The sequence below is a fragment of the Candidatus Competibacteraceae bacterium genome (assembly GCA_016713505.1).
Taxonomy (GTDB): Bacteria; Pseudomonadota; Gammaproteobacteria; order Competibacterales; family Competibacteraceae; genus Competibacter_A.
Genome location: JADJPA010000001.1, coordinates 397,547 through 411,872, shown reverse-complemented (window position 1 = coordinate 411,872; position 14,326 = coordinate 397,547). Strand labels below are relative to the sequence as shown.

At 59.3% G+C, this 14,326-nt stretch carries 11 protein-coding genes; 4 read left to right on the top strand and 7 right to left on the bottom strand.

What is annotated here, in order from left to right; genetic code table 11:
• Positions 1 to 7 precede the first annotated feature (7 nt).
• Positions 8 to 2,452 carry an extracellular solute-binding protein gene (locus IPK09_02045; protein MBK7982395.1) on the bottom strand — a complete coding sequence of 815 codons (2,445 nt, stop codon included), beginning with the start codon at positions 2,450 to 2,452 and terminating at the stop codon, positions 8 to 10.
• A gap of 326 nt (positions 2,453 to 2,778) precedes the next feature.
• On the opposite strand from IPK09_02045, the gene IPK09_02040 reads away from it, so the two are divergent.
• Together IPK09_02040 and IPK09_02035 are read left to right on the top strand one after the other, a co-directional pair.
• A complete protein-coding gene (locus IPK09_02040; protein ID MBK7982394.1) occupies positions 2,779 to 4,203 on the top strand; it encodes a 3-deoxy-7-phosphoheptulonate synthase class II in 1,425 nt (474 codons plus the stop codon).
• A complete protein-coding gene (locus IPK09_02035; GenBank protein MBK7982393.1) occupies positions 4,200 to 4,916 on the top strand; it encodes a glutamine amidotransferase in 717 nt (238 codons plus the stop codon). The genes IPK09_02040 and IPK09_02035 overlap by 4 nt, the downstream gene beginning before the upstream one ends.
• 1 nt (position 4,917) lies before the next feature.
• Here the strand turns inward: IPK09_02035 and IPK09_02030 are convergent, their stop codons facing one another.
• The 3 genes from IPK09_02030 to IPK09_02020 form a co-directional block, all read right to left on the bottom strand.
• Complete coding sequence (locus tag IPK09_02030; GenBank protein ID MBK7982392.1) at positions 4,918 to 5,550, bottom strand: peptidoglycan-binding protein; 633 nt, start codon at positions 5,548 to 5,550, stop codon at positions 4,918 to 4,920.
• An 86-nt stretch (positions 5,551 to 5,636) separates the two neighbouring features.
• On the bottom strand, positions 5,637 to 6,182 hold the full coding sequence (locus IPK09_02025; protein MBK7982391.1) for a hypothetical protein: 546 nt from the start codon (positions 6,180 to 6,182) through the stop codon (positions 5,637 to 5,639).
• A gap of 146 nt (positions 6,183 to 6,328) precedes the next feature.
• A complete protein-coding gene (locus IPK09_02020; GenBank protein ID MBK7982390.1) occupies positions 6,329 to 7,906 on the bottom strand; it encodes a glutamate--cysteine ligase in 1,578 nt (525 codons plus the stop codon).
• Between the two features lie 115 nt (positions 7,907 to 8,021).
• Here IPK09_02020 and IPK09_02015 point away from each other — a divergent pair, with 115 nt between their 5' ends.
• The gene (locus IPK09_02015; GenBank protein MBK7982389.1) at positions 8,022 to 9,404 is read left to right on the top strand and encodes a leucyl aminopeptidase family protein; all 1,383 of its coding nucleotides are present in this window, start codon (positions 8,022 to 8,024) and stop codon (positions 9,402 to 9,404) included.
• 64 nt (positions 9,405 to 9,468) lie between these two features.
• Here the strand turns inward: IPK09_02015 and IPK09_02010 are convergent, their stop codons facing one another.
• The 3 genes from IPK09_02010 to IPK09_02000 form a co-directional block, all read right to left on the bottom strand.
• Positions 9,469 to 10,365 carry a 3-hydroxyacyl-CoA dehydrogenase family protein gene (locus IPK09_02010; protein MBK7982388.1) on the bottom strand — a complete coding sequence of 299 codons (897 nt, stop codon included), beginning with the start codon at positions 10,363 to 10,365 and terminating at the stop codon, positions 9,469 to 9,471.
• Positions 10,366 to 10,514: 149 nt separating this feature from the next.
• On the bottom strand, positions 10,515 to 11,291 hold the full coding sequence (locus IPK09_02005; protein ID MBK7982387.1) for an enoyl-CoA hydratase: 777 nt from the start codon (positions 11,289 to 11,291) through the stop codon (positions 10,515 to 10,517).
• A gap of 378 nt (positions 11,292 to 11,669) precedes the next feature.
• Positions 11,670 to 12,065: a hypothetical protein gene (locus IPK09_02000; protein ID MBK7982386.1), complete on the bottom strand. Its 396-nt coding sequence runs from the start codon at positions 12,063 to 12,065 to the stop codon at positions 11,670 to 11,672.
• A gap of 444 nt (positions 12,066 to 12,509) precedes the next feature.
• On the opposite strand from IPK09_02000, the gene IPK09_01995 reads away from it, so the two are divergent.
• Positions 12,510 to 14,285 (top strand): NAD-dependent malic enzyme, encoded by a 1,776-nt coding sequence (locus IPK09_01995; GenBank protein ID MBK7982385.1) that lies wholly within the window; start codon positions 12,510 to 12,512, stop codon positions 14,283 to 14,285.
• The last annotated feature ends 41 nt before the right edge of the window (positions 14,286 to 14,326 follow it).

Genomic DNA, 14,326 nt, shown 5'->3' with positions numbered 1-14,326 from the left:
CCAAGCCTCACAGCAACTTATTGGCGCGCAAAATCGCTTCAGCGTTGGAGCGGTCGATGGTCTGCGTCGGCAGCGTCACCCGTTTGGGAACATCGTGGCCTTGTAGAAACCGCAATGCTTGCCGGATCCCTTCATCGCCCGGCGTTTTGTACAAAAAGGTGGCGGTGAGAATGCCCTCATGCACCCATTTGACCCCTTCGGTCGGAATGCCGTCGACCCCTAGAAAGGCGATGCCCTTTTCGCGCCGCGTATCCTTGGCTGCCTGATAAGCGCCGTACGCCATCGGGTCGTTGTGGGCGTAGACCAGATCGATGGCGGGTTGCTTGTCGAGCACATCGACCATGATGTCGTAGGCCCGATCCTGTTTCCAATCGCCGTCCTGGGGAGGGTTCACGATCTGGATTCCCGGCTCTTGGCGGACGATTTCGTAAAATCCGTCGTGGCGGTCGTGCGACGCCTTGGTCCCCATGCCGCCCCAGATTTCCACGATTTTGCCGCGCGCTTGCCCGGACCCGCCGAGTAACGTGACCGCGTAACGGCCGACGGCGCGGCCGATCTCGACGTTGTCGCCCCCGATGAATTGCGTGTAACGGTCGTTGGCGACAGCGCGATCCAGCACGAAAACCGGTATATCCGCATTGAACGCCTTGCTGATCACCGGCGTCAGCTCTTCCGTGACCTTGGGCGAGACCAGAATGGCATCGACCGGTTGAGCGATGAGCGCCTCCAGGTCGGCGATCTGCTGCTCGGCCTTATCCATGGCATCCTTCACCACCAATTCGACCTGAGGATGGTGGGTCGCTTCTTCTCGCAACTCTTTGTTGAAAAGCAACCGCCACGGTTCGGTGGTGGTCGCCTGAGAAAAACCGATGGTCACCTTGCGCTGGTCGGCGATGGCGCGGGGGCGCGGGCGGTTCGGCGCGGGCGGCAGCCCCATCGACGCGCGATACAGCGCCAATTGTTGGTCGCGCCCTATTTGATCGGTAATGAGTTCCCAATCGGCCGCGACTTTATCCAGCGCCTCCTTGACCGACGCCGCGCCGTCCAGCGCTCGGGATAACTCCTGTTCCAAGGCTTTGGTATAGCGGGAAAATCCTGGAATACGCAGATCCAGCGCCACCTGAGGTGAATCCAGGCTAGCGCGCAGCACCTCCAGATACTCCGCCGCCGAGGTCCGCGAAAAAACTTGGGTCCAGGCATCGATATTGGTGAAGTGCGTCAGTCGATAAGGGTTGACGCCGGAGCTGCTGGTGACCACATCATGCAAGCTGTTTTCCGGATTGGAAAACCATTGAATATAGTCCCAAGCAGCCTCCTGATGGCGGCTGTTTTTGGGGACGCCCGCCACCCAACCTCCGAACGCCAGAAACGGCGCCTTATAGGGACGCTCCGAGCGCTCCCACCGCCAGGTTTGGCCGTTCCAAACCTCGCGGCTGCCTGGCAACACGAAGTAGCCTACCTTCCCGACGAGGCGGGAGCGGGCCGGATCGCTGGCCAGCGGACCGGTATCACCCCAATCCAGGCTCATCGCCGCCCGACCGCTCAGGAAAGCTTGACGCGACTCGACGATCCCATGGTTCCTGGCTTCCGGCGGGCAATATTTCAGGATATCGATATAATCCTGCATCGCTCGCATCCAGCCCGGATTATTGATTTGGGCTCGCATGGTGTCGGGATCGAAAAATTGCGCGCCCCGAAAGCCAGGAGCGTTAGTATAGGCGGCGGCCCGGCTGAATACGTCCCAAAACTGCTGGCCGTCGCGGGCGAACGGCTCCGCCGCGCCATAGAGCGTGGCCCCGTCGGTCGCCTGATGACCGGTGAAAAAGCTAGCGATATCCCGATAATCATCCCAGGTATCGGGAGGGGCTAAATCCCGGCCGTAACGTTCGCGAAACGCCTTGCGATGGTTTGGGTCTTCGAACAAATCCTTGCGATAGTAGCCTTGGAACAAGTCGCCATCGACGGTCATGGCGATCCATTTGCCGTTCCAACTCATCAAGCGTTCCCGGTAAGTGGGATGGATATCGTCGAAGGTGTCGTTGTGAAGCAGAGCGGCCGGTACTTCCGCGAGATAAGGAAAGAAATCGCCCGCCCAGGCCGGCGCATAAAACAGCACATCGTAGACGGGCTGCTCGGCGGTCAGGGAGGCCGTGAATTCATCGAACAATTTTCCAAACGGCGTCGGGACGATCCGCACCTTGCCGCCAGTGCGTTGCTCCCACGTTCGAGCATGGTCCCTCGCCGGTTCGCCGATGGCCGAAACGTTTTGTACGCCAACCGTGATCTCAATCCCGGCAAAACGTTGCTCGGGCGCTTGTTGCTCGCTCGCAATCGAACACAGACTGACTACTAGAGAGCAGCAAACAACCCCCAGTCGAGCCAGCCACGTTCGTGGTTTGGCATGGAGGCGGGCGGCAGCGTTTCGAGAACGAATGGCGACTAGATTGCCCATGAGATTTTACCCTTTGTATTCGGTGTCGGTTGCCGCTGAAGATGGTTTAAAATCTGGCGTGACGAGAAACCGACACAATATTAATTTACTGATATATATAAAAAATTATTTCTTTTCTTCGCTACTGGCTCCGGCAAAAAAACCCGCCGTGACGGAGCATCGCTACTTTATTGAAAGGCTCGACCCTCTCTAGGGTTCTTCAATTTTTAATTAAAAACAATACTTTAAATGCAAAATTAACTCTAAAGCCGACCGCTCACCGCTCGGCCAAGCTTGACCGGATAACTGCTCATTCAAATACCAAGCCAATTTCAGGCGCCCGAAACATGCCTCATTCAAGCACAAGACGACTCTCTCAACCCTGCTGGACGCCGGATAGCTGGCGGCGCTGCCCGGCGGCGCAACTACCGGTTTATGACGATCAACGGGTGCTGGCCGAAGTAGAGGAACGCTTGGCGGCATCGTTGCCGCTGGTGTTCGCCGGCGAGGTTCGCGCCTTGCGCCAACAACTGGCCGATGTCGCCGCCGGCCGAGCGTTCCTGCTCCAGGGCGGCGACTGCGCTGAAAGTTTCGGCGATTTCAACGAGCGCACCATCACCGACACGTTTCGAGTGTTGCTGCAAATGGCGGTGATCTTGACCTTCGCCGCCGCGTGCCCGGTGGTCAAGGTCGGGCGGATGGCCGGTCAGTTCGCCAAACCGCGCAGCGCCCCGACCGAATCGCGCGCCGGAACCACCTTGCCCAGCTACCGGGGCGACATCGTCAACGATCTTGATTTCACGGCGGCCTCCCGTCGGCCCGACCCGCGCCGGCAGCTGCGCGCCTACGCGCAATCGGCGGCGACCTTGAATCTGCTGCGAGCGCTGGCTCAGGGCGGCTTCGCCGACTTGCACCGGGTCCAGCAATGGAACCTCGACTGCTTGCGCGCCAACCCGCAAGGCGAGCGCTATCGCGATCTCGCCAACCGCATCAGTGAAACGCTGGCCTTCATGCGCGCCTGCGGGCTGGATGCGATGACCGATCCGCACGTGCGCCAAGTGCAGTTCTATACCTCGCACGAAGCGCTGCTGCTGGGCTACGAGCAAGCCTTGACCCGGCGAGAATCCTCGCCTGACGATTGGTACGATGGTTCGGCGCATTTTCTGTGGGTCGGCGAGCGAACCCGCCAGCCAGACGGCGCGCACCTCGAATTCATGCGCGGCATCGCTAACCCCATCGGCCTCAAAGTGGGCCCAACCGTCGATCCCGATACACTGTTGCGCCTGTTAGACGTGCTTGATCCCGCCAACTCGCCGGGCCGGTTGACGCTGATTACCCGAATGGGCGCGGACCCGATCAAAACCGCACTGCCGCCGCTGGTCCAGGCAGTCCAACACGAAGGCCGGCAGGTGATTTGGTCGTGCGATCCCATGCACGGCAACACGCGGGAAACCAGCAACGGCTACAAAACGCGCCCGTTCGCCCGGATTCTCGATGAGGTGCGCGCTTTCTTCGCCATCCATCGCGCCGAAGGCAGCTATCCAGGCGGGCTGCATTTCGAACTGACCGGCCAAGACGTGACCGAATGTTTGGGCGGCGCTCAAGCGATCACCGAACAAGGCTTGGCCGACCGCTATCACACGCAATGCGATCCGCGCCTGAACGCTTCGCAAAGTCTGGAATTGGCGTTTCTGATCGCGGAAACCTTGAAAGACTACCGGCGAGCCACAGTGGCAGACGCTGCTGGAGCCGATGGGGCCACGACCGGATGATGGCCGCACCGTCGCGACTGCTGCTGGTGATGCAGGCCCCAAACGCCAGCGCCGGACGCTGCGCACCGCAACTGCTACAGCGCGGCTATCAGCTCGATTATCGCTATCCGCAGGCCGGTGAACCGCTGCCCGCAACGCTGGAAGGCTACGCCGGCGCGCTGGTGTTCGGCGGGCCGATGAGCGCCAACGACGACGGCCAGCTACCCGGCATTCGGGCGCAACTGGATTGGATTCCCCGAGCCTTGGCGTCCGGTCGGCCGTTTCTGGGGATCTGTTTGGGCGCGCAATTGCTGGCGCGAGCCTTGGGCGCGCCGGTCAAGCCCCATCCGGCGGGATTGACAGAAATCGGCTATTTTCCGATACGGCCGACGGTAGCGGGTCAGACCGTGTTCGACGCGCCACTCTATGTGTACCACTGGCATCGCGAGGGTTTCGAATTGCCGGCGGACGCGGCATTGCTGGCCGGCGGCGAGCGTTTTCCGCAGCAAGCCTTCCGCTATGGCGCTAACGCCTTCGGGGTGCAGTTTCACCCGGAAGTAGACCAACGGATTCTCGAAGCGTGGCTGGTGGAGGGCGCGGAAGAACTGACCGCGCCAGGCGCTCAATCCGCCGCCGAACAACGCGACCGTCACTTACGTTACGACGCGGCGTTGGATCGGTGGTTCGACGGCTTCTTGGATACTTGGCTACGCTCGGATGGCTTGAGTGGCTAGCTTAGCGCGGCCAGAGGGCAGCCCACGTGCGCGGACCTACAATGCCATCGGTGACCAGATGCTTCTGGCGCTGGAACGCGATCACGGCCTGATAGGTTTTAGGGCCGAAAATACCATCCGCGATAATGGGAGAACCGAGATCGCGGAGCCGCTGTTGGACGAGGCGCACAGTGGACCCTCGACTGCCCTGTCGCAAGAGGGTTCCCGGATAAGCAGGCGCTTTCGCGCCGGGCGGGCTCGGCGGTACCGGAAGCGAGGCCCCGCCCGACCAAGGCCACGGCGACAGATCGTTGCGCGACGCGGCTCGAATCGACACATGCATGTGGTGATTGTGAGGGTTCGAGCCGCTATACACCCGCCACCCCTCCGCTGCCCGACTACGATTGTAAATTTGCCGGTTCCAAATGACGTAAGTCACTCGCGTATCGTTGATGACCTGACGCGAAAGGGTGCTGCAATCCACGCCGTGACCGGGATCATGGGTCAGATCGAAGGCATTGCCATCGTTATGATCGCTTTTGGTCTTCTGATGGGCGGCATCGCCCATGATGCCATCTGAAGCGCGGTTACGGTTTGGCCAACGGGCGGTTGCATCGCGGAGTGCTTGCGAACAACACGGAGCGGGTGAAGCCATCGAAGAACTCTCTTGCAAATGTTGTTATCACAACATAGCAGACGAAGCTGCGGCAAGTAACGGGCGAACGACAAAACCAATGGACTCTACGGCTTCAAGCAGTCCTTAGCAGCTGCGACATCGGCCGCTTGACGCGCTCTTTCATTGGCATTTCCGCCGGTGGCGATCTTATCGGTGACGCAGATTTCACGGGGCGAGATTTTGGCCACCGCCAGATAAGATGTTTTCCTCGCAGGCCCGAGATTGGTTTGTTCGGAGGTATGGACGCGAACGATCAAGGCCACCGGCCTGACCTCCCCTTTTTGCTTGGCGGCGCGCCATTCCGCTTTGCTACCGAGACTCGAAAAAGAGCGGGTGATGACATTCCAGTAATCCAGCGGATATTCCTTCTTATTCCGATCAATCACACTGACAGACATCCGGGAATCATCATCAAGCACCAATAGCTGAAAACCTCCAACACCCGGACAGTTGCGAACGGAACTGCCCGTTTCTTTGTCCGCTTTCAGGAGTTTGCACCGACTGCCCGATAAATCGGTATAACTGCTCGCAATCCGCGGCTCAGCCGCGATAGAGGGATTGGCCAACAGCAAGACGGCAGCAATAGGAAAGCCGCGCAAGATACCGCTCATTAAACTGACTCCTTGGTTATGGCATCAAGACAAAGAAACGTTATGGTTTGTACTATCCAAGGTCACAACCGTCCCATCACGATGACCCTCTGTCACGAGAGCACGCACGCCAACAAACTCCTCAGGCAAGGATCATCAGGGCGGGGTTAGGTTTGGGCGAAATAGCGTTGCAAAAACTCATCGAACGACAGTTCATCGGCCGCTTCGAGTTCCCCCTGCTCGCGCAGAGACCGTTCGGCCATTGCGGTGAAAAACAAAACGCGCTCTCGGGCAAGCGGCCGCTCTTCAAATAAGCGGCGATGCTGTTCCGACAGCCGGCGCGCGTAACGAAAGAAGTTTTCGCCGCTGGCGCGCATCTGGGCCAGTATTCGGGCGGAAGGCGTGCGGTCGGGATCGGCCAGCGATTCTTGCTGTTCGGTTAAAGTCGCCGCGTAAGGTCGGCCGGTTCGGTCGCTGTCCAGCACTTCACAAACAGCTTGCAGCGACCCCAAAATCTGCTCCGCCCACCGGCGCAGCGGCAGCGCGGACCCGCGACGGCGCTGTAAGACCAGGGCCGGATCGCGACCGTTCAAGGCGGTCGCCATTTGGTTGGCGTCGATCATCTGTCGTTCTTCGGCGTCCAGCGGCGGCGATTCGGTCAGCAAGCAAAACAGCAGAAACGCTTCCAAGAAACAGAGCTGCGATTCATTCACGCCCAGCGGGTCGAGCGGGTTGATGTCGACCGAGCGCAGCTCCACGTACTGCACGCCGCGCCGCATCAGCGCCAGGGTCGGTTTCTCGTTGCCCCGCGGCGGCTGCTTGGGCCGCATCGACGTGTAATACTCATTCTCGATTTGCAGGACGTTGGCGTTGAGCTGGCGGTATTCGCCATCCACCTTGACGCCGATCTGCTGGTAAGGTGGCCACGGCATCACCGTCGCCTGCGTCAGGCTAGCGATATATTCCGCCAGCGAGTTGTAACAGACGTTGACCCCGCTCTTTTTCTCCGTGCGATTGGTGTAACCGAGGTTGCTCATCCGCAGTGAGGTGGCGAACGGTCCGTAGCAGGTATGATCATCGTACTCCGCCAGCGTGGTCGCCTTGCCGTCGAGAAACGATTTGCAAACCGCCGGCGAAGCGCCAAAAAGATACAAAATCAGCCAGCCGAAACGTTGCAGGTTGCGGATCAGCCCGAAATAGGCTTCGGAGCGAAAGGCTTGCGGCGAACGGCGATCCCCTTCGCTCTCCTGGAACGCCGCCCAAAAGTCATCCGGCAGCGAAAAGTTGAAGTGAATGCCGGCGATGACCTGCATGATGCGACCGTAACGCCACGCCAACCCGCGCCGGTAAACGTGTTTCATCACACCGGGATTGGAACGGCCGTACTCGGCGATGGGGATGCTGGCCTCGCCGGCCAGAATGCAGGGCATACTGGCCGACCATAACAGTTCGTCGCCGATATGGCGGTAAGCAAAGCGATGGCTTTCATCCAGAAAGCGCGCCACCTCAGCCGCCGTGGCTAACGGCGGAGTGATAAACTCCAACAGCGCTTCCGAATAATCGGTGGTGATATACGGATGGGTCAACGCCGACCCCAGCGCGGCCGGATGGGCCACTTGCGAAATGTAACCGTCCGGGGCTACCCGCAAAGCCTCCCTTTCCAAGCCGAGCAAGCGACCGCCCAGCAACGAGCGCGCATCGGAATCGGACAGCCAAATCAAACGCTGGTCGAGAATTCGGGACAAGTGGGCAATCTCTTAGGTTGACGGGGCAAAGCGCCGAACTATTGCGCCGATCATCGCTAAAAAACACTTTACTACATCAACGATGATACTGCGCTTCGCGATTAGAGAGGCTGATATGAGTCACAGTTTGCTGAACGGCCGCCCGCCGGATTGTATCCCGCTGATCGTCGTCGCCGCCGACGACTTTGCCGCATGGTTGGAGCGGCAAGACGACTTTTTGCGAGGATGGTTGCGCGCGACCGGTTTCAAAGCGAAACCGGGCCGTTTCAAGCTGATCCCCTCCCCAGACGGGACTTTGAAAGCGGTGGTGGTTTGCATAAAGCGCGCCGATGATCTGTGGGCCTTGGGCGGTTTGCCCACCGCTTTGCCGGAAGGTGCCTATCATCTCGATACCGCCGTCGAAGCTTGGCCCTTGGAACGGTTGGCGTTGGGCTGGGCGCTGGGCGCCTACCAGTTCACCCGCTACAAAAAACCCGAGCGGCCCATGTCCCAACTGGCGCTCGATCCGACCTGCGATCACGACCGCATCCAGCGTCAGGCCGAGGCGGTCAGCTGGGTCCGAGACCTGATCAATACGCCCGCCGCGGACATGATGCCGGAGCACTTGGCCGAGGCGATGCAAACGCTCGGGCGACAATTCGGCGCTTCGTTCCAACAACTTGTCGGAGATGAGCTGCTGGCCGGCAACTATCCGATCATTCACGCGGTCGGACGCGCCAGCGCGCATCCGCCGCGCTTGCTGGACCTGCGTTGGGGCAATCCCGACTCCCCCAAAATCACTTTGCTGGGCAAAGGCATCTGTTTTGACAGCGGCGGCTTGGATTTGAAGCCTTCCAGCGCCATGCGTTGGATGAAAAAAGACATGGGCGGCGCGGCGACCGCGCTGGGGCTGGCGCATCTCATCATGAGCGCCAGTTTGCCGGTCCGGTTGCGAGTGCTGGTGGCGGCGGCGGATAACGCGGTTTCCGGCAACGCTTTTCGTCCCGGCGACGTGTTGCGCTCGCGCCGAGGCTCGACGGTCGAGATTCACAACACCGACGCCGAGGGTCGGCTAGTCCTTTGCGACGCGCTGGCCGAGGCCGGCAGCGAACGGCCGGACCTCCTGTTCGATTTCGCGACCCTGACCGGTGCGGCGCGGGTCGCGCTGGGTACGGATATCCCGGCCCTGTTCTGCAACGATGAAACGCTGGCGGCCGGTCTGCTGGCGGCATCCGAACAGGAGCAAGACCCGTTTTGGCGCTTGCCGCTGCATGAGGCTTATCGGGACATGCTCGACAGCAAGATCGCCGATCTGGCCAACGCATCGGACTCATCCTATGCCGGCGCGATCACGGCGGCGCTGTTTTTGCAAGAATTCGTGCCGGACGGCATTGCGTGGGCGCATTTCGACTTGATGGCCTGGAACCTCAAGACCCAACCGGGACGGCCGGAAGGCGGTGAGGCGATGGCCATGCGGGCGGTCTTTGCCTGGCTCGAACGGCGTTACGGCAGAGGATAAGCGGCGAACGGTATCGTGAGCCAGCGCCCTCCCTGGCGCGAGATGCGGGTTTGCGGTACTGCGATCAAGCGACCGGATGGCGCAGTTGCGGGTTCGGCACCGGCGGCTTGGCCGAATAATCGTAAAATCCCTTGTTGGTCTTGCGGCCGAGATAGCCGAGTTGGACCAGGCGGGTCAGGGTATGCGGCGGCGAGACGTGCGGCTGATGCATGTCCTGATAAATGTTCATGGTCATGGCTTCGACCACGTCCAGACCGATGTAATCGGCCAGTTCGAACGGACCCATCGGATGGCCGGCGCCCGATTTCATGGCGTGGTCGATATCGGCGATGGTACCGGTGCCCATTTCCAGCAGGCGGATCGCGCTGAGCATGTAGGGCGTCAGCAGCCGGTTGACGATGAAGCCGGTGGTGTCCTGCACGATCACCGGATCTTTCTTGAGCTTCTTGCAGAATTCGTCCAGGGTTTTGATCGTTTCATCCGACGTTTCGAACGCATGGATGATCTCGACCAGCTTCATCACCGTGGCCGGATTGAAGAAGTGCAAGCCGGCCACGCGCTCGCGATGCTTGCACACCGCCATCAGCGCCGTCACCGACAAGGTGGAGGTGTTGGTGGTCAACAACGCCCGCGGCGAGACGATCCCTTCCAGGCGCTGGAACAACGCCTTCTTGGTGTCCAGATCTTCGATGATCGACTCGATGATCAGATCGCAGCCGGCCACATCCTCTTCTTTATTGGTCAGTTGCAGCAGACCGAGCGTGGAATCCTTTTGCTCGGCGGTCATCTTGCCGCGCTCGACCAACTTGCCGAGGGATTTGTCCAGCCCCGACCGAATCTTATCGGTCGAACCCGGCGTCGCCTTGACCGCAACGGTCGAGATACCGGCTTGGGCGCACACTTGCGCCACGCCCAACCCCATCGCACCACAGCCCATCACACCGACTTTCTTGATTTCCATCGCTTATCCCTTCTTGTGGAGATTGACACTTGGTTTTTTCCGGCATTGGAAAACCCGCCGGCCCGGATAAACATTAACTATTATATTGAATTTTTAGGTTTTCTGTTAATCCATTGTCCCGGCCGACCCAACGGGCCAACGCGACGGGATCAGCGATGCTTGAAATCCGGCGCGCGCTTGCCGACGAAGGCCTCCATTCCCTCCTTCTGATCGTCGGTGGCGAACACCGCGTGGAAGGTGCGACGTTCGAACAGCAAGCCCTCGGCCAGCGAAGTTTCGAGAGCACGGTTGACGCATTCCTTGGTCATCATCACCGCTGGCAAGGATTGCGCGGCGATGAGTTCAGCCGTTTTTAGCGCCTCCGCCAGCAAGTCCGCCACCGGTACGATGCGGCTGACCAAGCCCGCGCGTTCGGCTTCGGCGGCATCCATCATCCGCCCGGTCAAACACAATTCCATGGCTTTGGACTTACCGACCAGCCGGGTCAGCCGCTGGGTGCCGCCGGCGCCGGGCAAGATGCCGAGCTTGATTTCGGGCTGACCGAATTTGGCGTTGTCGCCGGCCAAAATGAAGTCGCACATCATCGCCAGCTCGCAACCGCCGCCCAAGGCATAACCGGCCACCGCGGCGATCACCGGCTTACGGCAACGGCTGACCCGTTCCCAATTGCGGGTGATGAAATTGCCCTTGTACGCGTCCATGTAAGAGTAATTTTTCATGCCTTTGATGTCGGCGCCGGCGGCGAACACCTTTTCGCCGCCGGTGAGAACGATGGCGCGGATCGCCTCATCGGCTTCGATGGCGTCCAACGCTTGGGTCAACTCATCCATTAATTCGTTGGATAGCGCGTTGAAGGCTTTGGGACGGTCAAGGGTGATGAGGGACACTGGGCCGCGGGCTTCGACCCGGATCGTTTGAAAAGTCATGAATGGATCCTCCTTAGCAAGTGCTGGGGCGCTTGTGATTTTGAGGGGATCGCGCTCGCACGGACTTGGATGTTAGGCGCGCGTCCCGACGGTTTTTGCCACCGCGCACAGTATAAGCCAGAATGCATCGGCTCAGGATGGACCGGTGCGAAGATCCTGCACCAGGATCAGGGAAATCGGCGCTGGCAGGAAGGCGCGCGAGCCGCTATTCGGCAGCCGCCAAACGGGCGCGCCAGCGGGTGCTAGAACCTTTGATTTTTTGGGAACGACATCGATGTTACTGGCCAAGCTGGACCGACAGGAGCGACCGGCCGGCCGCTCCTGAGCATTGAGACGAGAATTTTATAGGCTGGGCCAGCAAGACGCTCCGACAACCACTTAGCGTTTTTGCGGTAGGTCAAGATTCTTGACCGGCACGAGCAATACATTGCCCAAGCGCGCCGTATCGCCGTTGCCCAGTTCTTGCGGCTCGATAAACTGCTTGCGGGACAACGATCTTACGGAAACGGGTTCGCTTGCCTTTGCGATCAGACCCGAGCGGGAAGGCAGGCTCTGCACCACTTGCTCCGCCACTGGAAATCGTTGTGCCGTTGCCGGTTCGCGGATAAAAGCAATTGAATCGTTGATAGTGGAGATATTAGCGGGCTCGGATAGCTCCGGCTGTGCCAGCGGTGGCAAGTGCCGCTGCGGTATTGGAATCCAATAAGAGGCCACAGCCAAGCTCATGGCCAATCCTAGGATGATAATCTGCTTGCGCTGGAGTTGAATGTTCATCTACACGGCTTCCTGGTAGATATTGACTAAAAATTTTGCTACGGTACGAAACGTACTTGCAATTGTCATACCTATTTTAAAAGTCCCGCCGAGAGTCTCATGAGTCGTTTGAGCCTACCAAAGCTAAATTTTCAACGTTGTCCAATTGAGCTGAAACAAAAATGATTCAACCCAGCCGAAAAAATGTTTGCATTTAAACCAAACTTTATTATTTTAGTGAAAAATACTGTGTTTTTACAATACACATTCCTGAATCCAACGGGCATTCCGTGCAAATTTATGCAACCAAAGCTGACGACGGGCAGCACTTGAAAGACCTAAAATAGAGCTTGATCGGTCCAACTTGGCCCGATCATTTTTTTTGACTTTTTTAGGCTAAAAATCAGTATAATTTTGTGTCCTTATTTTGACATAGTTACCATTGCACGAACTTAAAGCGATCCGATGAAACGAGACCCTATCAGCCCCTATTTCGACATTAAGACCGACGCCGAAGGTCATGAGTACATGGAAGTGTATTTGGAAGGCATCGCCCTGCTACGGCTGGTCCTGAGCAACAAAGGCACCGCGTTCACCGAGGACGAACGGGTCGCCTTGGGGCTGGACGGTTTGCTGCCCCCGCAAGTCAATACCCTGGAGCAACAGGTCGAGCGAGTCTATCGCGGTTTTCTGCGGGAGCCCGACCCTATCGCCAAGTATCAATACCTCAGAGCCTTGCAGGAGCGCGCCGAAACCCTGTTCTATGCCCTGCTGGAGCGGCATCTCGAAGAAATGATGCCGATTATCTACACCCCGACGGTCGGACAAGCGGTCCAACAGTTCAGCCATCTTTATCAGAACCCGCGCGGCCTGTCGTTCTCACCGCTCAACATCGATCGCGCCGCGGGCGTGGTCCGCAATTTCCCCTGGAACGATGTACGGATGATCGTCGCAACCGATTCTTCGGCCATCCTCGGCATCGGCGATCAGGGCTACGGCGGCCTGGCCATCGCCATCGGCAAGCTGGCTATTTACACCATCGGCGGGGGCGTCGATCCCTTCCATACCATGCCGGTCAAACTGGATGTCGGCACCGACCGGTTGGAATTGCTCAACGACGAGTTTTATTTGGGCGTGCGGCAGCGCCGCCTGCGCGGCGAACGCTATTTAAGCTTTCTGGACAAATTCGTCAAAGCCATCCACGAACGTTGGCCGCGCGCCGTCATCCAGTGGGAGGATCTGTCCAAGGATGTCGCTTTCACGGTCTTGGAGCGCTACCGCAAGCAGTTGCCGTCCTTCAACGACGATATTCAGGGGACCGGCGCGGTGGCGTTGGCCGGCCTGCTTTCGGCCAGCCGGCTCAAAGGTGAAGCGCTGAGAGACCAGCGCATTGTGATTTTGGGGGCTGGAGCCGGTGGGATCGGCGTGGCCTGGGCCATCACCCAAGGACTGCTCCGGGAAGGCTTGAACCCCGAAGAAGCCCGCGATCGCGTCTGTGTGCTCGATTCGCGCGGCCTGTTGGTCGAAGGTCGTAACGTCGAAGCCTACAAGCAACCTTTCGTTCAACCGCGCACAACTATCGCTGACTGGCGGATCGCCAACGACATTCCTACCTTGCTGGAAACGATCGAGAATACCAAGGCTACCGCGCTGCTCGGGTTGAGCGGCCAAACCGGCGCCTTCAATCATCCGGTCGTACAGGCCATGGCCCGCAACACCACCCGACCGATCATTTTCCCGCTCTCTAACCCCACCTCGGCCTGCGAAGCCTTGCCGGAAGATATTTTGGATTGGAGCGAAGGCCGAGCCATCGTCGCGGCTGGTAGCCCCTTTCCCGATGTCGAACGGGACGGCCATCTCCACCCGGTCGGTCAGGGCAACAACGCCTTCATTTTCCCCGGCCTGGGGTTTGGCACCATTCTGGCCGAGTGTCGCGAAGTAACCGACGCCATGGTGCTGGAAGCCGCCTATGCACTCGCCGACTACACGGCGGCGGCGCATCTGAAAGCCGGTCGCATCTATCCGCCGGTACGCGAGCTACGGGAAGTCAGCATTCGGGTCGGCTCCCGCGTGATCGAGCAAGCCTTGAAGGAAGGGGTCGCCGGGCGGACCGATCTCGCCGGGCGCGATCTGGATACCTATCTCCGTTCTCGGTTCTGGAAGCCTCGCTATCTTCCCATCGTGCGCGGCGACCATACCGCCATGATCGATCATCCCGGCTATCATCCTAAGGACGAATAAACCTCCGCAACGCGGCGGCTCGACCCATCAGCACCCCGCAC

Coding starts and splice junctions, on each gene's coding strand:
- IPK09_02045 (MBK7982395.1), bottom strand. CDS start 2,452: ATGGGCAATCTAGTCGCCATTCGTTCTCGAAACGCTGCCGCCCGCCTC.
- IPK09_02040 (MBK7982394.1), top strand. CDS start 2,779: ATGCCTCATTCAAGCACAAGACGACTCTCTCAACCCTGCTGGACGCCG.
- IPK09_02035 (MBK7982393.1), top strand. CDS start 4,200: ATGATGGCCGCACCGTCGCGACTGCTGCTGGTGATGCAGGCCCCAAAC.
- IPK09_02030 (MBK7982392.1), bottom strand. CDS start 5,550: ATGGCTTCACCCGCTCCGTGTTGTTCGCAAGCACTCCGCGATGCAACC.
- IPK09_02025 (MBK7982391.1), bottom strand. CDS start 6,182: ATGAGCGGTATCTTGCGCGGCTTTCCTATTGCTGCCGTCTTGCTGTTG.
- IPK09_02015 (MBK7982389.1), top strand. CDS start 8,022: ATGAGTCACAGTTTGCTGAACGGCCGCCCGCCGGATTGTATCCCGCTG.
- IPK09_02010 (MBK7982388.1), bottom strand. CDS start 10,365: ATGGAAATCAAGAAAGTCGGTGTGATGGGCTGTGGTGCGATGGGGTTG.
- IPK09_02005 (MBK7982387.1), bottom strand. CDS start 11,291: ATGACTTTTCAAACGATCCGGGTCGAAGCCCGCGGCCCAGTGTCCCTC.
- IPK09_02000 (MBK7982386.1), bottom strand. CDS start 12,065: ATGAACATTCAACTCCAGCGCAAGCAGATTATCATCCTAGGATTGGCC.
- IPK09_01995 (MBK7982385.1), top strand. CDS start 12,510: ATGAAACGAGACCCTATCAGCCCCTATTTCGACATTAAGACCGACGCC.